The organism is Stenotrophomonas sp. YJH_SMC_14-1 (assembly GCF_059372275.1).
Genome location: NZ_JCAFVK010000002.1, coordinates 274,707 through 292,844, shown reverse-complemented (window position 1 = coordinate 292,844; position 18,138 = coordinate 274,707). Strand labels below are relative to the sequence as shown.

15 protein-coding genes and 2 tRNA genes are annotated in these 18,138 nt (G+C 67.3%); 2 read left to right on the top strand and 15 right to left on the bottom strand.

Features of this window, described 5'->3' with window-relative positions:
* Positions 1 to 43: 43 nt before the first annotated feature.
* The 10 genes from pgaD to AC5P9P_RS06290 all read right to left on the bottom strand — a co-directional run bounded on the left by pgaD (position 44) and on the right by AC5P9P_RS06290 (position 10,735).
* The gene (pgaD, locus tag AC5P9P_RS06335; RefSeq protein WP_012480823.1) at positions 44 to 514 is read right to left on the bottom strand and encodes a poly-beta-1,6-N-acetyl-D-glucosamine biosynthesis protein PgaD; all 471 of its coding nucleotides are present in this window, start codon (positions 512 to 514) and stop codon (positions 44 to 46) included.
* Positions 511 to 1,767 carry a poly-beta-1,6-N-acetyl-D-glucosamine synthase gene (gene pgaC / locus AC5P9P_RS06330; protein ID WP_005414000.1) on the bottom strand — a complete coding sequence of 419 codons (1,257 nt, stop codon included), beginning with the start codon at positions 1,765 to 1,767 and terminating at the stop codon, positions 511 to 513. The genes pgaD and pgaC overlap by 4 nt, the downstream gene beginning before the upstream one ends.
* Position 1,768: 1 nt before the next feature.
* Complete coding sequence (gene pgaB, locus AC5P9P_RS06325; protein ID WP_111173148.1) at positions 1,769 to 3,655, bottom strand: poly-beta-1,6-N-acetyl-D-glucosamine N-deacetylase PgaB; 1,887 nt, start codon at positions 3,653 to 3,655, stop codon at positions 1,769 to 1,771.
* Between the two features lies 1 nt (position 3,656).
* Positions 3,657 to 5,684 (bottom strand): poly-beta-1,6 N-acetyl-D-glucosamine export porin PgaA, encoded by a 2,028-nt coding sequence (gene pgaA, locus AC5P9P_RS06320; protein WP_049404657.1) that lies wholly within the window; start codon positions 5,682 to 5,684, stop codon positions 3,657 to 3,659.
* A gap of 344 nt (positions 5,685 to 6,028) precedes the next feature.
* On the bottom strand, positions 6,029 to 7,234 hold the full coding sequence (locus AC5P9P_RS06315) for a CynX/NimT family MFS transporter (protein ID WP_033832954.1): 1,206 nt from the start codon (positions 7,232 to 7,234) through the stop codon (positions 6,029 to 6,031).
* Positions 7,235 to 7,454: 220 nt separating this feature from the next.
* A tRNA-Pro gene (locus AC5P9P_RS06310) sits at positions 7,455 to 7,531 on the bottom strand.
* A gap of 140 nt (positions 7,532 to 7,671) precedes the next feature.
* A tRNA-Pro gene (locus AC5P9P_RS06305) sits at positions 7,672 to 7,748 on the bottom strand.
* A gap of 55 nt (positions 7,749 to 7,803) precedes the next feature.
* Positions 7,804 to 7,920 carry a cytochrome bd-I oxidase subunit CydX gene (gene cydX / locus AC5P9P_RS06300; RefSeq protein ID WP_005410354.1) on the bottom strand — a complete coding sequence of 39 codons (117 nt, stop codon included), beginning with the start codon at positions 7,918 to 7,920 and terminating at the stop codon, positions 7,804 to 7,806.
* A 58-nt stretch (positions 7,921 to 7,978) separates the two neighbouring features.
* Positions 7,979 to 9,130: a cytochrome d ubiquinol oxidase subunit II gene (gene cydB, locus AC5P9P_RS06295; protein ID WP_033832953.1), complete on the bottom strand. Its 1,152-nt coding sequence runs from the start codon at positions 9,128 to 9,130 to the stop codon at positions 7,979 to 7,981.
* A gap of 15 nt (positions 9,131 to 9,145) precedes the next feature.
* The gene (locus AC5P9P_RS06290) at positions 9,146 to 10,735 is read right to left on the bottom strand and encodes a cytochrome ubiquinol oxidase subunit I (RefSeq protein ID WP_005410352.1); all 1,590 of its coding nucleotides are present in this window, start codon (positions 10,733 to 10,735) and stop codon (positions 9,146 to 9,148) included.
* Between the two features lie 228 nt (positions 10,736 to 10,963).
* Between AC5P9P_RS06290 and cydD the strand changes: the two genes are divergently transcribed.
* Together cydD and cydC are read left to right on the top strand one after the other, a co-directional pair.
* A complete protein-coding gene (gene cydD / locus AC5P9P_RS06285) occupies positions 10,964 to 12,709 on the top strand; it encodes a thiol reductant ABC exporter subunit CydD (RefSeq protein ID WP_033832951.1) in 1,746 nt (581 codons plus the stop codon).
* Positions 12,706 to 14,379: a thiol reductant ABC exporter subunit CydC gene (gene cydC / locus AC5P9P_RS06280; protein ID WP_049402646.1), complete on the top strand. Its 1,674-nt coding sequence runs from the start codon at positions 12,706 to 12,708 to the stop codon at positions 14,377 to 14,379. Before cydD ends, cydC begins: the two co-directional genes overlap by 4 nt.
* A gap of 92 nt (positions 14,380 to 14,471) precedes the next feature.
* Here the strand turns inward: cydC and AC5P9P_RS06275 are convergent, their stop codons facing one another.
* The 5 genes from AC5P9P_RS06275 to AC5P9P_RS06255 all read right to left on the bottom strand — a co-directional run bounded on the left by AC5P9P_RS06275 (position 14,472) and on the right by AC5P9P_RS06255 (position 18,131).
* Entirely contained in the window at positions 14,472 to 14,816 is a 345-nt protein-coding gene (locus tag AC5P9P_RS06275; RefSeq protein WP_049432746.1) for a DUF1294 domain-containing protein, read from the bottom strand.
* On the bottom strand, positions 14,816 to 15,928 hold the full coding sequence (gene metX / locus AC5P9P_RS06270) for a homoserine O-acetyltransferase MetX (RefSeq protein ID WP_049454323.1): 1,113 nt from the start codon (positions 15,926 to 15,928) through the stop codon (positions 14,816 to 14,818). Before metX ends, AC5P9P_RS06275 begins: the two co-directional genes overlap by 1 nt.
* 148 nt (positions 15,929 to 16,076) lie before the next feature.
* On the bottom strand, positions 16,077 to 17,066 hold the full coding sequence (locus AC5P9P_RS06265) for a tetratricopeptide repeat protein (protein WP_164208675.1): 990 nt from the start codon (positions 17,064 to 17,066) through the stop codon (positions 16,077 to 16,079).
* Positions 17,060 to 17,509 carry a cytochrome c-type biogenesis protein gene (locus AC5P9P_RS06260; protein ID WP_005413991.1) on the bottom strand — a complete coding sequence of 150 codons (450 nt, stop codon included), beginning with the start codon at positions 17,507 to 17,509 and terminating at the stop codon, positions 17,060 to 17,062. The genes AC5P9P_RS06265 and AC5P9P_RS06260 overlap by 7 nt, the downstream gene beginning before the upstream one ends.
* A gap of 4 nt (positions 17,510 to 17,513) precedes the next feature.
* A complete protein-coding gene (locus AC5P9P_RS06255) occupies positions 17,514 to 18,131 on the bottom strand; it encodes a DsbE family thiol:disulfide interchange protein (protein ID WP_005410345.1) in 618 nt (205 codons plus the stop codon).
* Between the last annotated feature and the right edge of the window lie 7 nt (positions 18,132 to 18,138).

The window sequence follows — 18,138 nt, the reverse complement described above, 5'->3', positions numbered from 1 at the left end:
CTACCCAAGCAAGCGCCGACCCGGGTCGGCGACTACCGGGGCGTCACACCACCTCGCGGCGGATACCGATCGGCCGCGCGTGATCGTCCATGTGCAGCGTGGCGGCCTTGCAGCCCAGCAGGCGCTCGGCAAGGCCGGTGCTGGCACCCAGATCAGCCGCGACTTCATTGAGGCTGGCCAGCGGTCGCGGCAGGCGTCGCTCGTGGCCACGGAAGCGCGCGCGGTTGTACTCGGCCCAGCCGATCAGCAGCACGCTGGCACACAGCAGCATCAGCGGCAGTGCCACCAGCACATAGGGGTCGAACTGGCTTTGCCGTTGGTACAGCTGCTGCCAGGCCAGCTGGCCGCCGATCAGCCACGAGAACAGGGTCACCAACGGTGCCCACAGGTAGAAGTAGAACCCCCAGAACGCGAGGGTGACGAAGCCCCAGGCGGTGCGCTGGAAGCGTGGTTGGCGATGCGGCTTGCGGATCATCCGCGAGTCGAAGCGGTTGGACGGGCGTTGTGCGTTCATCGGATCCCCCGATCGGGACTGGTCCAGGTGGCGCGCTTGCTGCGACGGCGCAGCAGGGTCTTCGGCAACGCCACCAAGGTGGTGGAAAGACTGATCAGCCAGTACGCCATCGGGTACCAGATGACCCAGAAGTAGTTGCGTCCAATCTGTGTTTCGTAACGACGGTCGATGATCAGGCTGCTGGCGAACTGCATCAGGCAGACCAGGGCCAGGATCACGCCATGCCATTGCGGCAGCAGGCTGGCGATGTACAGCTGCGGCGGCATGTCGATGAGCTTGCCCAGCACCCACAGCACCACGATGAACAGCATGGTGTAGGCCCAGATCACGCTCAGCACGTACTCCAGCAGTACGCCCCACATGCGCCGTTCCTTCCAGTGCAGCAGTGAACGCGCATGCCGCAGCATCACTTCCACGCCACCCTGCGCCCAGCGCAGCCGTTGCCGCCACAGACCCTTCAGCGTTTCCGGCATCAGGATGAAGCACAGCGCGTTGGGTTCGTAGCGGATGTCCCAATGCGCACGCTGCAGGCGCCAGCTGATGTCGATGTCTTCGGTCACCATGTCGTCCGACCACCAGCCGACCTGGTGCAGGGCGGTGCGGCGAAAGCCGGCGATCACTCCGGAGATGGTGAAGATGCGCCCGTACACGCGCTGCGCGCGCTTGATCATGCCGATGATCGAGGAGAATTCGGCCACCTGCAGGCGTCCAAGCAGGGTGGAACGGTTGCGGATGCGCGGGTTGCCGGTGACCGCACCGACGCGGTTGCCGCTGACCAGGTGCCAGACCATCCAGTGCAGGGCGTGTTCCTCCAGCATGGCATCGCCATCGATGCACACCAGGTACTCCGAGCGGGCCGCCAGCGCACCCATGCGCAGCGCGTTGGCCTTGCCGAGGTTGCGGTCCAGGTGCAGCACGCGCAGCCGCGGATGCTTCGCCGCCAGCACGTCGAGCCGGGCGCCGGTGTCATCACTGCTGCCATCGTCGATGGCGATCACCTCGTAGTCGGCCGGATAGCGCTGTGCCAGCGCCGCGCCGAGTGTGTCGTCGAGGTTCGCGGACTCGTTGTGGCAGGGAATCAACAGGCTCGCGAACGGTGGATCGACCATCAGCGGCGGGTCGTTGCGTGGGCGCGAATGGCGTTCGCGCCGGAAGTAGTAATACAGGCCGCCCGACATCCAGAAGAACGCCATCACCATCGGGTAGTAGAAGGCGAACTGGAACAGGACCTGCAGCAGCGGGTGCATGTCCATGTCACTTCTCCGGGTACGGGAAGTTGCCGGCGGACATCGCCGCGCGGGCATCATGGGTGGAAGGCTGGCCGGCGATGAAGTCATCCGGGTACCAGGCGAAGTGGTGCACGCCCTGCGCCTGCAGCTGGCGGATCTGCGCGCGCAGCCGCTCGGCGGGAATCGGTTGCCCGCTGCGCCAATCGACGGTCTGCAGTTCGAACAGGGTGTGCTGCAACTGGGGATCGTGCGCACGCACCGCGGCCAGCAGCTGGTCGAGCCAGCGTTCCGGATGCCTGCTGCCTTCCATCCACGGCATCGCCATCAGTGCGGTCTGGTCGTAGGCCTTGTTGAACAGGTCCAGGCGCTGCGCGAACCAGGCTTCGCTCTGCGGACGCAGTACCGGCTCCGCGTACAGGTTGCGCACCGTGGCCAGCTTCGGCCGCCAACGCTGCGCACTGTCGCGCAGGGCCAGGGTGAAGTCGATCAGCGCCCGGGTGCGAGCGCTGCCATCGTCGCCGGCCGCCAGCGTCGGCAGTTCTGTGTCGCGCAGGTAGCCATCATCATGGAAGAGCAGGCCTTCGAAGTACGAGTTGACGGCCAGATCCTCGTAGATGTCGAGCATGATCTGGCGTGCCTTCGGATTGGTGAAGTCCAGCCGGTACATGCCGTCGGCATCGCCGTTGTGGATCGCCAGTGCCTTGCGCTGCACGGGGTCGGGCAGCTCGAAGCCGAGCACCGGCAGCCATGCGTAGACCTTCACCCCCGCGCGCGACTTCAGCTGCCAGGCGACCCGGCTGAACAGGTCCGCGCGCATCGGCATGTGCCGGTTGGGGAAGTACAGTGCATCGGCGGTGTTGTTGCCGTCCGGATCGGCGAACGCCTGCAGGTAGACGTGGGTGGGCGAGATGCGCTTGACCCGCTCGATCAGCGCATCGAGGTTGCGCCCCTGCTGGGCCGGGTCCGGGTCGTACACATCATCCAGGTCGACCTGCAACGCGCGGATGCCGTCGAGCGCAACGTCGCGCCGCAGCTCGTAGGCAAGGCCCTCCACGGTCGGGTTGTCGCTGACCAGGAAGCGCGCCAGCCCATGCAGGTCGCTGGCCACTGGCGTGCTGCGGCCTTCCAGATCGAAGGACACCGGCATGCCCAGCTGTTCGGCGATGTCGTTGCTCAACTGGTTGTAGGCGGCGTACGGCCAGACGATGGCGCGCGGGCGCACGCCCAGGTGCTGCTGGATGCGCTGCACGCTGCGGCCGAGATCGGCGCGCAGGCGCTGCTCGTACTGCGCCTCGCTCTCGTAGCTGCGCGTGGCCGGCCGGTAGATGCGGGTGACCACCGCTGGCGTCGAATTGCCCTGCGGATTGGCAAGCACTCCGTGGTGCAGGTCGTCGGTATGGCTGGCCACTTCGATCAGGCCGCTGTCGTGCATCTGCTTCAGCTGCGCCCAGGTAACGAAGTCATCGTGGCCGAACGGCCGGTAGCCATAGTCGATCGTGCGCCCGGGTGCCATGTCCACGTAATCGGTGATCACTGCCACCAGCGCCGGGTAGCGGTACGCCTGCAGCAGCGGGAACGCCTTGTCGTAGACGCTGCGCAGGCCATCATCGAAGGTCAGCAGTACCGGTTTCGGTGGCAGCGTGGCGCGTCCCTGGGAGGCGTCGATCACCTGCGACAGCGACACCGGGTGGTAGCCGTGTGCCCCCAGCCAATCCAGGTGCGCAGCGAAGTTCTGCGTGCTCACCGCGTAGGTATCGGCGTCGCCCTTGGCCGCGACCCGGTCGCGGATGTCGTGGTAGCTGAGGATCAGCAGGCCGTTGTCAGTGTCATCGAGATGCAGGGCCTGCTGCGCGAACGCCGGCGGCGTGGCGGCCAGCAGCAGGAGCACGATCAGTCGCAGGATGCGGGCCATGTCACTCTCCCCAGCGCAGTGCGGCTTCGAAGCCGATATGACGCTCGCGGTGGCCGTCGTAGACCGGCCGCGACCAGCGCACGCCGTACTCGAACACGCGGCCCTGGCCCAGCTGCCATTCGTGCATGTAGGACACCGAAGGGACCAGAGCGCTGCCGAAGCCGTCCTGCCAGTAGTCACCCAGCGAGACCGTCAGGCGGTGCCGGAAGTGGCGCTCGTAGTGCCGCCACAGCTGCTGGTCGATGCGCAGCCCGATCTCGACCATGCGGTCGCGCTTCGGGTTGAAGTAGGGCGCGTCGTCGCGGCTGCCTCGGCTGGTGTAGGCACTGGCCAGGCCGTCGATCAACCAGCGCGGGCGGGTCAGCAGGCGCTGTTCGATGCTGGTGCTGAACAGCTCGCGGTGGTTGCCGTCGTCGTAGCGGAAGCGGCTGGCGCCGAACATCCAGTGGGTCAGCTCGCTGCGCCGGTAGTCGACCTGCGCGCTCACGCTGTCAGCGCTGATGCCCGCCACGCGCGCCTGCATCGAGGCTTCCGGGTCATTGCGTGCGGCCACCAGCCCGGCATGCCAGTAATCGTTGAACTGCCAACCCACGCCGATGCGCAGGCCGGTATCGCCAATGTGGTCGTTGGCGCGCAGTACCGCCGCTTCCGCATCCAGCTGGCCAAAGCGGTAGCGTACGCCCGCGCCCAGCCACAGCGGGTCGATGCGCTGGTCCTGGAAGTCGACCGAGCGCCTGTCGGCGAAGGCGAACAACCGCCAGCGGTCGTCGAGTACCGGTGTCTGCACTTCGACCCCGTAGTGACGGTCGTTGTTGCCCAGCGGCGAGGTGCCGCCACCGCCGGAGCTGCGACCAATGTCGGTCCATGCCTTCAGCTGCCAACCGCGATGCGCCCGCCAGGCCTGGTCCATGCGTTCGACGGCGGGTTGGGTCGGGTAGCGTGCGACAAGATCGTCGTGCAGTGGCCTTGCCAGGTCATCGCGCTGCAGGGCGACGTAGGCCTCCTCCATGCCCAGCCGCGGCTCGATGTCGCGGGGGTCCAGCGCATGTGCCATCTGCTGGCGCTGCAGTGCCATGCGTGGCCATCCGCGCATCATGTACACGCTGCCCAGCGCGCTCTGCAGGCCGCCGTTGCCCGGTGCGATGTCGACCATCGACTCCAGGTCGTGCTGTGCGGTGCGCAGGTCGCCGCTGTAGGCGCGTACCATCGCCAGATTCAGGTCGGCCTCGTAACGTGACCAGTTCGCGTACGGTGACTTGCCGTTGCTCCAGCGCCACGCCGGCTCCTTGTCACGCCAGGCCTGCAGCAGGTCGATCGCCTTTTCCTGCTGCTCGCTCTCCAGGTAGGCATAGGCCAGTTCCGAATGCGAGGCATCGCGTGTCGGGTCGCCGGCCACTGCCGCCTGCAGCACCGGTATGGCTTCTTCCGGATGCAGGGTGCCCATCAGCGAATCGCCGACCGCAGGCAGCACATAGTCGGGCAGGGCATGGCCTTCGGCCTGCAGTGCGCGGGCTTCCTCGCGCACCTGCGCATGGCGGCCCAGCCGGTTGAGCAGGATCAGCCGGTCCATGCGAACGCGAAGCGGCGCCTGCGCGGGCGGGGTGCCTTCGCTGCCCAGGTAGCGCTGCATGCGCGCCAGGGTCGATTCGGCTTCTTCCAGGCGGCTGTCTTCGCTGCTGCTGTAGGCCAGGCTCCAGACCACCAGCTTGGCCAGGTAGTCGCCTTCGATGCGCTGCTTCTGTGCAGCGTCGAACAGCTGCGGGCGCTGCTGGTACAGCTCCCAGGCGCGCCAGGCGTTGCCGATGTCGCCCAGGGTCAGTACGCGCAGCTTGAACAGCAGGTCGTCGCTGGGTTGCTCTTGGCTGGCGCGCTCGATCGCGCCGAGGGCATCCAGCCAGCGGGCCTGGTCGCGGTAGCGGCCGATCTCGGCCAGGGCCGCCTCGCGGTCAGGCGGGGCAGCGCTGCTGGCCCAGGCCAGGGTGGTACAGGCAAGGCCGACGCTGAGCGCCAGCCGGCGGTGGACAACCATCGGGAACCCCCTTGGCTTCCGAACCAGACAACCTGAGAAATGTGACGCACATCACATGCCAGCTTTTGGCGTGGCCGTGGCCCGCGTCACTCCCTTCGTGCATTCCCGTCCAGCAAGGACGGATACAAACCCGGACAGCGACCTGCAATGTCTTGTCTGAAACGAGAGTCCCCCGCACACCGAATGGCGGCCTGGGCGGCGCTGCCGCCCCCATGCCCGATGCCGGCACGCGGCAAGGATGGGCATTCGTGGGCACTATCCGCCCGGAATTGTCAGCCCGGTGTCAAAATGCGCAGACGGGCTGACGAGCGGTAGGTAGGGCCGGTTGCGAGGCCCTGCGCGGCTTACCAGAGGTCTTCCAGCTTGCGCGGCTTGCAGGCCACCCAGGAGGCGCACAGCATCAGGGTGGCGCAACCGAACAGGAAGCTGAACGGGAGCGTCCAGCCGTTGCTGACCGTATGCAGCCAGCCGACCAGGAATGGCCCCAGGCAGCTGAAGCTGTAACCCACGCCCTGCATGAAGCCGGACAGTGCCGCCGAGCCGGTGGGGGTGCGCGTGCGCAGGTTGATCAGGGTCAGCGCCAGCGGGAAGGTGGATGGACCGACGCCGAGCAGGCACGCCCACAGCAGGGGGGCCTTCATCGGTGCCAGCAGCAGGCCGGTGAAGGCGATCACGAACGAGAAGAAACCGATCAGCACCAGCGGGAACGGGTTCTGCATGCGAACTGCCATGGACGGAATGACCAGCGACGGCAGCAGCCCGAGCGCCGAGAACACCGCCACCATCACGCCACCAAAGGCCGGTGTGCCGCCGGCCTCGACCACGATGCGTGGCAGCCAGGTGAACATCGAATAGGTCATCAGCGAAGTCATGCCGAACATCAGCGTCATGCTCCAGCCCAGTGAGGTGCGCCAGACTTTCCCATGCGGCTGTGCGGCCGGGTCGGTGGCATCTGCCTGCGGCTTCGGTGCGCGCCTGGCCAGAACCAGCCACGGCAATGCTGCGGCCAGTGCCAGCAGTGCCCACATGCCCAGCGACACGCGCCAGCCTGCGGCGTTGGCCACCGGCACCGCCAGCAGCGCCGGCAGCATCGTGCCCAGCTGCAGCACGCTGATGTAGAGCGTGCTCATGGTGCCGACCTTGTTGGCGAAATAGCGCTTCACCAGCGGCGGCACCACCACGTTGCCGATGCCCATGCCGGCCAGTGCCACCACCGAACCCAACAGCAGCGTGCCGACGTTGCCGGCGCTGGAACGCAGCAGCAGGCCGGCCATCGCCATCACCATCGCCAGCAGCGTGGTGCGCTCCAGGCCCAGGCGCCGCGCCAGCGCCGGCGTGGCCACGCCGAACAGTGCGAACGACGCGGTCGGCAGCATGCCCAGCACGCCGGTCATGGTGGTACCGAAACCGAACTGCTGGCCGAGCACGTCCAGCAGCGGGGTGATCGAGGTGACCGCGGTGCGCAGGTTGATCGCTGCCAGCAGGATCGCGGCGAATGCGAGGACGCGGCCGTGCAGCAGCGACGGCGAATCGGAAGTGGAGGAACTCATCGGTGGTCCTTGCAGGTGTCGCACGCCGGGGCAGTGGCATGCAGCGCCGGCATCGGTCTACGCCGAAGCGGCAGGTGGGGGAGGGCTGCTGGCGGGCCGGCAGCGCGGCCATTGTACGTGCGGGCTCCGGCAAGGTCCCGTCATGCGGGCGGCCAGGTGCCTGATACAAAAAAACCCGGAGGACAGTGATGTCTTCCAGGCTTCTTGGTGACCACCGAAGTGGTCGGGGAGACAGGATTCGAACCTGCGACCTCTACGTCCCGAACGTAGCGCTCTACCAGACTGAGCTACACCCCGAAGGGAGCCGCCTATTCTAGCGATTCACCCCGATGGCGGCAAGGGGGGAATGCTGTTTTCTTCACACTGCCGAAGCAGTGCCACTTCAGGGAACAAAAAAGCCTGGACGACTTCACCAGGCTTCAATGCGACCACGTGAGTGGTCGGGGAGACAGGATTCGAACCTGCGACCTCTACGTCCCGAACGTAGCGCTCTACCAGACTGAGCTACACCCCGAAGGAGCCGCCTAAGATACCGTGTGAAGGCCAAGGCGGCAAGGCTTTTTTACAGCTCAGCGACGATTTTCCTTCTCGATGCGGTTCTGCTCGCGGGCTTCGAACCACATGCCGTTGAGGATGGCCACCGTCGAGGCGAGGCCGGCACCGAGAATCCAGGCGAAATACCACATGATCAGTCTCCTTCATTCCGGGTAGGTGCCGACCGTTGGTCGGCACACGTGCAAGCAATCAGTACGCGTTCGGGTTGTTGCCCATCTCTTCGGTGGTGGTCTTGCCCTTCAGCACGCGGTACACCCAGGTGGTGTAGGCGAGGATGATCGGCAGGAACACCGCCGTGGCCAGCAGCATGATCCACAGGGTCAGGTGGCTGGACGAGGCGTCCCACACGGTCAGGCTGGAGGTGGGCTGGCTCGAGGACGGCAGCAGGAACGGGAAGATCGCAAAGCCGACGGTCAGGATGATGCCGGCGATGGCGGCCCCCGAGGCGATGAAGGCCGAGCCGCCGCGACGGGCCCGCAGCAGTACCGCACTGGCCAGCAGGCCGGCCAGGCCCAGCAGCGGCGCCAGGATCGTGGCCGGCATGGCGCTGTAGTTGCGCATCCAGCCACCGGCGGCGCCGAGTTCGGCGGTCTTCAGCAGCGGATTGGTGGCGCCGTCGGTGACCACCTGCGAGGTGATCTGGTAACCCGGCAGGCCGAAGGCCACCCAGGCACCGCCCACCGCGAACAGCACGAAGGCGATGATCGCGGCGATGCTGCCGAAACGGGCCGCACGTTCGGCCACCGGGCCGTCGGTCTTCAGCACCAGCATGGCGGCACCGTGGGCGACCAGCATCGACACGCTGAGCAGGCCGGCCAGCAGCGCGAAGGGCATCAGCAGGCCGAAGAACGAGCCGGTGTAGAAGATGCGCATGCTGTCATCGAAGTGGAACGGCACGCCCAGCACCACGTTGCCCACCGCCACGCCCATGATCAGCGCCGGGATGAAGCCACCGATGAACAGCGCCCAGTCCCAGGTGTTGCGCCAGCGCTCGCTGGGCATCTTGCTGCGGAACTTGAAGCCGACCGGTCGCAGGATCAGCGCGAACAGGATCACGAACATCGCCAGGTAGAACCCGGAGAAGCTGACCGCGTAGAGCGGCGGCCATGCGGCGAAGATCGCGCCGCCGCCCAGGATCAGCCACACCTGGTTGCCTTCCCATACCGGACCGATGGTATTGATCACCAGCCGGCGCTCAGCGTCGTTGCGGGCGACGAAGGGCAGCAGGGTGCCCACGCCCAGGTCGAAACCATCCATCACGGCGAAACCGATCAGCAGGATGCCGAGCAGCAGCCACCAGATCACGCGCAGCGTGGTGTAGTCCAGAAGAATGAAATCCATCTTGGTTCTCCTGCCTCAGGCCTGGCCGGCGGCCGGCGCCGAGGCATTGTGGGAAGCATGCGGCTGGGGCGACTGCAGTGACGGCAGCACCTCGTCCGGACCCTTGCGGATCGCCTTGAGCATCAGCTTGATCTCGACCACGATCAGCGCGGTGTAGATGGCAGTGAAGCCGGCCAGGGTCAGCACGATTTCATGCAGGGCCAGCCCCGATGCTGCATAGAAGGTCGGCAGCACGCCATCGACCGCCCACGGCTGGCGACCATACTCGGCCACGAACCAGCCGCACTCGATCGCGATCCACGGTGCCGGCAGCGTCCACAGGGCCAGCTTGAGGAACCAGCGCTTGTCCTGGAAATTGTTGCGGCAGGAGTAGTAGAAGGCCAGGGCGAAGAAAGCGATGAGGTAGAAGCCGAGGCCGGCCATCACGCGGAAGGTCCAGAACAACGGCATCACGCGCGGCACCGTATCCATCGCCGCCTGCGAGATTTCCTGCGGGGTGGCGTTGAGGATGTCATCGCGATAGCGCTTGAGCAGCAGGCCGTGGCCCAGGTCCTGCCAGTGACGGTCGAACATCTCGCGCGCTTCAACGTCGTTCTTGTTGGCGCGCAGGCGTTCCAATGCACCGTAGGCCAGCTGGCCGCCACGCACGCGGTGTTCGGCGCGCTCGACCAGTTCCAGGATGCCGGGAATCGGCTGGTTCAACGAGCGGGTGGCGATCAGGCCCATCAGGTAGGGGATCTTCACCGCGTAGTCGTTCTGGTGAGTCTCCTGGTTGGGGATGCCGAAGGCGGTGAAGTCGGCCGGCGCACGCTCGGTCTCCCACATCGCTTCGATCGCGGCCAGCTTCATCTTCTGGTGTTCGCTGGCGGCGTAACCGCTCTCGTCACCCAGCACGACCACCGACAGCGATGACAGCAGGCCGAACGCCGCGGCCACCGCAAACGAACGACGGGCCAGGTCCTTGTGCTTGTTGCGCAGCAGGAACAGCGCGCTGATCGCCATCACGAACACCGCACCGGTCACGTAGCCGGCGCTGACGGTGTGCACGAACTTGGCCTGCGCCACCGGGTTGAACACCACCGCCATGAAGTCGACCACTTCCATGCGCATGGTTTCCGGGTTGAACACCGCACCGGTCGGGTTCTGCATCCAGCCATTGGCCACCAGGATCCAGATCGCCGACAGGTTGGTCCCCAGCGCCATCAGCCAGGTCACCATCAGGTGCTTGACCTTGCTCAGGCGGTTCCAGCCGAAGAAGAACAGGCCGACGAAGGTCGCTTCCAGGAAGAACGCCATCAGGCCTTCGATGGCCAGTGGCGCACCGAAGATGTCACCCACGTAGTGGCTGTAGTAGGACCAGTTCATGCCGAACTGGAATTCCATGACGATGCCGGTGGCAACGCCCATGGCGAAGTTGATGCCGAACAGGACGCCCCAGAACAGGGTCATCCTGCGCCAGATCTCCTTGCCGGTCATCACATACACGCTCTCCATGATGGCCACCATGAAGGACAGGCCGAGGGTGAGCGGTACGAATAGGAAGTGGTACATCGCGGTCAGCGCGAATTGCAGCCGCGACAGTTCTACGACTGTCTGATCAATCATGGCCTGGCTACCTCGTTGGATAGTGCCGTTGCAGGTGGCGGGAAGGGTGGTCTACGACGTGAATGATGTGACCGACTACTTCAAACAGCCTTGATCCAGATCAATGTATGAACAGGTGCCCCGGTTGATCGTATGCCAACCTGATGAAGACTGCGACCGCCGGCCGCAGGGGCGGGCTATTGCCTGCGCCTACAATGCCGTGTCTCCCCCGTTGCCCGTGAAGACCTCTTGAGCGCTGCCGAAACGACCCCTGACGGCCTGTCCCCGGAAGCTGAAACCGCCCGCCAGCGGCGTGTGCGCACGGCCTGGCTGGCCGACCTGGCACGCTCCGCCCGGGGCCGCCAGCGCCTGGCCGCGCTGTGCATCAGCCTGTCCGGCGCACTGTTGATCGGCCAGGCTGCCGCCATCGCCTGGCTGGTGCAGCAGGTGCTGGTGGAGCGCGTGCCGCTGGCCTCTGGCCTGCCGGTGCTGGCGGGATTGGCGGTGATCCTGGTGCTGCGCACCCTGCTGGGCAGCGCCACCCAGGCCGCCGCCGGTGACGTGGCCGACGCCGCACGCCTGGCATTGCGCGAACGCGTGTTCGCACGCCTGCTGGGCCACGGCCCACTGTGGCTGCGGCAGCGCCGCACCGGCGAACTGGGTGAACTGATGCTGCATCACGGTGATGCGATCGAGAGCTATTACAGCGGCTTCCTGCCGGTGCGCACTGAAGTGGTGGTGGTGCCGCTGCTGATCCTGGCCGCGGTGGCCTGGGTGGACTGGGTGGTGGCGCTGATCCTGCTGTTCACCGCGCCACTGGTGCCGTTCTTCATGATGCTGGTGGGCTGGGGCGCCGAAGCGGCCGGCCGTGCGCAGCTGGATGAGCTGGCACGCATGAGCGGCCATTTCGCCGACCGCATCAAGGGCCTGGGCCTGCTACGCCTGTATGGCCGCGGTGACGCCGAGCTGGAGGGTATCGAGGCTGCCGCTGAAGGCGTGCGCGTGCGCACGCTGAAGGTGCTGCGGATTGCCTTCCTGTCGTCCACGGTGCTGGAATTCTTCGCCTCGGTGAGCGTGGCGATGGTGGCGCTGTACCTGGGCCTGAGCTATCTGGGCATGATGTCGCTGCATGCAGCGGTGCCGACGCTGGGTGCGGGGCTGTTCTGCCTGCTGCTGGCACCGGAATTCTATGCGCCGCTGCGACGGCTGGCCGCGCACTACCATGATCGCGCCAATGCACTGGCCGCCGCCGCCGAAGTGGAGCGCCTGCTGCAGTCGCTGCCCGATGAGCAGGGCCTGGTCGAGAACGAGGTTGCACCGCTGGCGGTGGAGCCGGCCGAGGCCGCCTTGCCGCCGCTGCAGGCACAAGGGCTGGTGCTGCGCCCGCTGGGCGCGCCGCAGGATGTGCTGCAGGATCTGGACCTGCGGCTGGAGCCGGGCCAGCGCCTGGCCCTGGTTGGTCCCAGCGGTTCCGGTAAAAGCACTCTGCTGGAAGCGCTGGCCGGCTGGCTGCCGCCGCGCGCCGGCAAGCTGCAGCTGCGTCCCGGTGTGCAGGTGGCCTATGCCAGCCAGCGCCCCTACCTGTTCCACGGCAGCATTGCCGACAACCTGCGGCTGGCCGATCCGGGTGCCAGCGATGCGCGTCTTCGTGCGGTGGCCGAGGCCGCGCAGGTGCTGCAGTTCGCGCAGCGCCTGCCACAGGGCCTGGACACGGTGATCGGCGAACGTGGCTTCGGCCTGTCCGGCGGCGAAGCCCGTCGTATCGGCCTGGCCCGGTTGTTGCTGCGCGACCCGCAGGTCCTGCTGCTGGACGAACCCACCGCGTTTCTCGACGCCGATACCGAGGCCGCACTGCTGCGCAGCCTGGCTGCCTATGCGCGGGGTCGCAGTGTGGTGGTCGCCACCCACAGCCCGGCGGTGATCGCCTGGGCCGACCGCTGCCTGCTGCTGCCGGAAGGGCGCCTGGTCGAACCGGCACAGGCGGTGCGCGCATGAGCCGTTCGCCTGATTCGCTGCGCGCGGTGTTCCTGCGCCATCGGCCGCGCCTGCTGCTGACCGTGCTGCTGCTGTGGACCACCATGCTGGCCGGCACCGCATTGCTTGGCCTGTCCGGTGGCTTCCTCACCGCCGCCGCGTTGGCTGGGGCGGCCGGCCTCGGCCAAGGCTTCAACTTCTTCTCACCGTCCGCGGGTATACGCGGGCTGACGATGGCGCGCATCGTGTCGCGCTACTTCGAGAAGCTGGTCGGCCACGACGCCACGCTGCGCATCGCCCGTGACCTGCGCGTGTGGTTCTTCCGCCGCGCGTTGCCGCTGGCACCCGCACGGTTGGGGGCTACGCGCACCGGCGACCTTCTGGCGCGCCTGCTCGGCGACATTGGTGAAGTGGACGGCCTGCTGGTGCGTGCGATCGGGCCGCTGGTGGCGTTGGGCGGATTGTCGCTGGTCGCGATCGTTTCGGCAGCACTGATCCTGCCGTCGGCTGCGGTGCTGCTGGCGGTGCTGGCGCTGCTGATAGCCTTCGGCGTGCCGTGGCTGGGCGTGCGTGGCCATGACGACGAAGAGGCCGACCGTGCCGCGCATCGTGCCGCATTGCGTACCGCCGCATTCGAAGGGCTGGAAGGTGCGGGTGACCTGGCCGCGCTGCATGCCGATGCAGCGTGGCAGCTGAAGGTGCGCGTGGCAGCCAAGCAGCTGGCCTCGCGTGACCGCCGCCGCCGCTGGCGCCTGATCGCGGCCTCGACCCTGCACGGCCTGGTGGCGGGGCTGGGCCTGGTGGCGATGCTGGCGTTGGCCCTGCACGCGGCCGAGCAGCGGCGCATCGCACCGGAAATGGCCGCAGGTTTGGTGTTCCTCACCGTGGCGTTGATCGAGCTGTGGGCCGGCATGGGCCTGGCCTGGCAGTCGCTGCAGTCCGGGCGCATTGCCGCCGATCGCCTGCAGGCGATCGTCGAGCAACCGCCGACGGTGGACGATCCGCCGGCGCCACAGGTGGTGCCGCCGGCTGCGCGCGTGCATTGGGATGACGTGCATTTCCAGTGGCCAGGCGGCGCGCGGCCGGTGTTGTCCGGCCTGCAGCTGACCCTGGCGCCAGGCGAACGCATCGCCATCCGTGGAGACAGCGGCAGCGGCAAGACCACGCTGTCGAGCCTGCTGCTGCGGTTGTGGGATCCGCAGCAGGGACGGCTGACCTACGGTGGCCGCGACCTGCGTGATTTCGCCCAAGCCGACTGGCACCGGCAACTGGCGTGGCTGCCGCAGAACGCGCCGGTGTTTGCCGGCAGCGTGGCCGAGAACCTGCGATTGGGTGATCCCGATGCCAGCGACGCCGCCTTGTGGGCGGTGCTGCGCCGCGTGCGCCTGGGTGAATGGGCCGAGCGCAACGGCGGCCTGCCGGCCTGGGTGGGCGAGAACGGCGCGACGATGTCGGCCGGCCAGGCGCGGCGGTTGGCACTGGCGCGTGCGCTGCTGCGCAATGCGCCGATCCTGTTGCTGGACGAACCGACCGAAGGCCTCGACGTGGATACCGCACGCGCGCTGCTGCAGGACCTTTCCGGTTTGCTGGACGGGCGCAGCCTGTTGATGATCACCCACGACGACCTGCCCGAAGGCGTGGTTGATGCGCAGTACCGGTTGCGCGACGGGGCTCTGGTACGCGAAGCGTGAACCGGTAGTGCCGGCCGCTGGCCGGCAACCTCATGGCGCTTGATACGGACACGGAATTGCCGGCCAGCGGCCGGCACTACCGATTGCGAGGGTTACCGCGAGAACTCGCGCAGCATCACCGCGATCGAGGCCACGTTGGCCAGCACGCACAACCAGAACACCCCCTGGAATGCGGCCTTGCGGTGCTTGTGGCGGAACAGCGCCTGGCCCAGCAGCGCGCCCGGCCAGCCACCGGCAAAGGCCAGCAGCTGCAGGGTGCGTTCGGGAATGCGCCACTGCTTTCGCTGCGCCGCGCGCTTGTCCTGGCCGTACAGCGCGAACGACACCGCGCTGGCCAGCACGCACCAGCCACCCAGCCACAGCGGCAGCACACCGCTGACCATCAGCGCGATCAACGCGCCGAACGCGGCGAGCGCCAGGTTGCGCCGCCAAGCCACTACAGCGCGTCGAGGAAGCCGCGCACGGCGGGGCCGAAACGATCGAAGTCGACCAGGAAGGCGTCATGACCCTGCGGTGACTCCAATCCGATGAAATGGGCGTCAGCGCCTCCGGCACGCAGGCCATCGGCGACCTGCTGCTGCTGCTGCACCGGGAACAGGATGTCGGTGTTGGCGCCGATCGCCAGCGCCTTCTCCACCCGGATCTTCGCCAGCCCGGCCAGCACATCGCCATCGGCGTACTCGGCCAGGTCGAACCAGTCCATCGAGCGGCTCAGGTACAGATAGCAGTTGGGGTCGAAGAAACGCACGAAGCGCCGTGCGTGGCCTTCCAGGTAACTTTCCACCTGGAATTCGAGGCCGAACGGATCGTCGTCGGTCTGGTCCGAATCCAGCCGCACGCGGCCAAAGCGGCCATCCCATTCCAGTGCCGAACGGTAGGTGATCACGCCCAGCTTGCGCGCCATGCGCATGCCGGACTCGGGATACGCGTCGTCGTCGTAGTGGCCACCATTCCAGCGTGGATCAAGGCGGATCGCTTCGCGCTGCAGCGAGCGGATCGCGATGGAGAACGGCAGCGCCTGCGCGCTGCCGGAAATGTTGACGTGGCTGCGCGCAATGCCCGGGTGCAGCATCAGCACGGCCAACGCGGTCATGCCGCCCATCGAATTGCCGACCACGCAGGCAAGCTGTTCGATGCCCAGGGCGCGCACGACTTCGATCGCGGCGCGCGCGCCGTCTTCGATCGACAGCTCGGGGAAGTCGAGACGATACGGTTGGCTGGTGGCCGGGTTGAGCGAGGCCGGACCGGTCGAGCCCTTGCAGCTGCCCAGCGAGTTCACGCAGACCACGAACCAGCGGTCGGTATCGATCGCCTCGCCGGGTCCGACCATGCCTTCCCACCAGCCCGCTGCCGGGTTGGCGTCGTTGGCTGCCGCGTGTGCATCCGGCGAGAGGCCGGTCACGATCAGGATCGCGTTGCTGGCGTCGGCCGCCAGTGTTCCCCAGGTCTCATAGGCCACGCGCGCGCCGTGCAGGGCGCCGCCGCGCTTGAACGGGAAGGGCGAGGGCAGGGCGTGGAAGCGGGTGCCGGGCGGGATGAATTCGGTCATGCAGGCATTCTAGCGGGGCCGCATGTGGAGCTGGCGACACGCTGGTTTCCATCGGCGATGCAGGTAGTGCCGGCCGCTGGCCGGCAACCTCGCAGGCGCATCACGATTCATGAGGTTGCCGGCCAGCGGCCGGCACTACCGCGGCGCGTTACGGGAAGCGCAGCTCCAGAACACCGTCGTGGGGCAGGCTCACCTTCACCGGCACGCTCTGCAGGTCATCCTCGCTGCGGTTAGCGCTGCCGGTGCGCGAGATGCGTGCCAGCACTTCCACTTCGCGATGGGCCGAGAGCGGTGCGGTTGGCATCGGGCTGTCAGCGTCACCCAGCCCGACCGTGGCCGGGAATCCGGCCAAGGGCAGCTTGCGTGCGGCCACCGGCATCGGCGGTCCACCCACGGCGCGGGCCAGCACGAATACCTGGGTGCTGGCCGGCCACTCGGTGCCCTTCAACGCAGGCAACTGCACGCGCACCTGCAACAGCGCCGGTGGCGCCGCAACGGCTGCATCGGACGGCTGACCGGCGGCTTCACGGGCGATGGCGATCTGCGCCTGCAGCGCCTGCGCGGCGCCGGGCTCAAGCCGTGGCAGCAGGCCGCTCCACACATCTGCGGCCTCGGCATTCTTTCCGCGCTGGCGCAGCGCGATCCCCAGCAGCCAGCTGGCACGCTCGGCATCGGGTGCCTGTGCACGCGCCTGCTGCAACCAGGCCATCGCGGTGTCATCGAACTGCTTGCCGGCATCGGCCTGCGCACGTGCCTGCGCCGCTTCCACCAGCACGCCGGGGTCTTCGGGGGCGAGAGCGGCGGCACGTGCGAAGGCGTCCGCCGCAGCCGCGGCGTTGCCCAGTTCGGCTTGCGACCGGCCCAGCAGCGCCCAGCCATCGGCCCGCTGTGGGTCACGCTTCAGTGCATCCTGCAGGGCCTGCACGCCATCGCGCAGGGTGGCTACCGAAGGCGTCGGTTGCATCTGTGCGGCACGTGGATCACCGACCAGCAGGTACAGGCAGGCACCGGCCACGCCCAGTGCGAATACGCCGACCACGAAACCGCGGCGGCCAGAGTGGCGCAGCGGCCACAGCACCAGCGCTGCCATCAACGCCGCAACCAGACCGGCCAGCACCGGCAGCCAATGGCTCACCATCCGTCTCCTTCATCGGCCTTGCCGGCCGCTGCGGCGCCAACCGTACGGCCACGGCGGCGGACGATGCCCAGCACCACCAGAGCACCCGCACCGAGCATCAGCAGGGGACCTCCCCACAGCAGCCAGGTGCCCGGCTGCAACGGTGGCTGATAGAGCACGAACTCACCGTAGCGCGCGACCAGGAACTGCTTGATCTGCGCGTCGTCGTGGCCCTGCTGCATCAGCTGCAGCACCTCGCGGCGCAGGTCCTGCGCGATCTGCGCGTTGGAATCGGCCAGCGACTGGTTCTGGCACTGCACGCAGCGCAGCTGCGCGGCCAGGTCGTGGAAGCGACGTTCTTCGGCGCCATCGCGGAACTGCAGCGGCTGCGGATCATGCAGCGGCTGCTGTGCCAGCGCGGCCAGCGGCAGCATCAGGAGCAGCAGCGCCAGCAGCCAGCGCATGGGCTCAGGGCGCCGTGTGCAACGTGCTGCCGGCATTGCCCTGGGCCTTCTCGATCTTCTCCAGCGCCGGGATCAGCTTCTCGTCGACCACGCGCTGGGTCATCGCACCGCTGTACTTCCAGCGCACGATGCCGCTGCCGTCGACAAGGAAGGTTTCCGGTGCGGCGGTCACGCCCCAGTCGATCGCGGTGCGGCCTTCCACGTCGCTGAGCACGACCATGAACGGGTTGCCCAGCTGTTCCAGCCAATGCAGGGCATCGGTCGGTTCATCCTTCCAGTTGTAGCCGATCACGCGCACACGCTTGCTCTCGGCGAAACGGGTCAGCACCGGGTGTTCCTCGCGGCAGGCCGCGCACCAGCTGCCCCACACGTTCAACAGGTACGGCGCGCCACGCAGTTCGTCGCTGTGCACGATCATTTCCGGGTCGTGCAGCACCGGCAGCGCGAACGCTGGCGCCGGCTTGTCGATCAGCGCCGATGGCAGCACGTCGCGCTGCGGATCACCCGATTTCATAACCCCGTAGATCATCAGCCCGAGCAGGCCGAAGAAAAACAGCACGCCGATCACGATGGCTACCGGCGGCAGCGGGCGGGAGGGGCGCGGGGCGGGGGACTCGGACATGGAAACT

What these genes read in the sequence shown, in the direction of transcription:
- pgaD (WP_012480823.1), bottom strand. Translation starts at nt 514, where the DNA reads ATGAACGCACAACGCCCGTCCAACCGCTTCGACTCGCGGATGATCCGC.
- pgaC (WP_005414000.1), bottom strand. Translation starts at nt 1,767, where the DNA reads ATGGACATGCACCCGCTGCTGCAGGTCCTGTTCCAGTTCGCCTTCTAC.
- pgaB (WP_111173148.1), bottom strand. Translation starts at nt 3,655, where the DNA reads ATGGCCCGCATCCTGCGACTGATCGTGCTCCTGCTGCTGGCCGCCACG.
- pgaA (WP_049404657.1), bottom strand. Translation starts at nt 5,684, where the DNA reads ATGGTTGTCCACCGCCGGCTGGCGCTCAGCGTCGGCCTTGCCTGTACC.
- AC5P9P_RS06315 (WP_033832954.1), bottom strand. Translation starts at nt 7,234, where the DNA reads ATGAGTTCCTCCACTTCCGATTCGCCGTCGCTGCTGCACGGCCGCGTC.
- cydX (WP_005410354.1), bottom strand. Translation starts at nt 7,920, where the DNA reads ATGTGGTATTTCGCCTGGATTCTCGGTGCCGGCCTCGCCTCGACGGTG.
- cydB (WP_033832953.1), bottom strand. Translation starts at nt 9,130, where the DNA reads ATGGATTTCATTCTTCTGGACTACACCACGCTGCGCGTGATCTGGTGG.
- AC5P9P_RS06290 (WP_005410352.1), bottom strand. Translation starts at nt 10,735, where the DNA reads ATGATTGATCAGACAGTCGTAGAACTGTCGCGGCTGCAATTCGCGCTG.
- cydC (WP_049402646.1), top strand. Translation starts at nt 12,706, where the DNA reads ATGAGCCGTTCGCCTGATTCGCTGCGCGCGGTGTTCCTGCGCCATCGG.
- metX (WP_049454323.1), bottom strand. Translation starts at nt 15,928, where the DNA reads ATGACCGAATTCATCCCGCCCGGCACCCGCTTCCACGCCCTGCCCTCG.
- AC5P9P_RS06265 (WP_164208675.1), bottom strand. Translation starts at nt 17,066, where the DNA reads ATGGTGAGCCATTGGCTGCCGGTGCTGGCCGGTCTGGTTGCGGCGTTG.
- AC5P9P_RS06260 (WP_005413991.1), bottom strand. Translation starts at nt 17,509, where the DNA reads ATGCGCTGGCTGCTGGCGCTGCTGCTCCTGATGCTGCCGCTGGCCGCG.
- AC5P9P_RS06255 (WP_005410345.1), bottom strand. Translation starts at nt 18,131, where the DNA reads ATGTCCGAGTCCCCCGCCCCGCGCCCCTCCCGCCCGCTGCCGCCGGTA.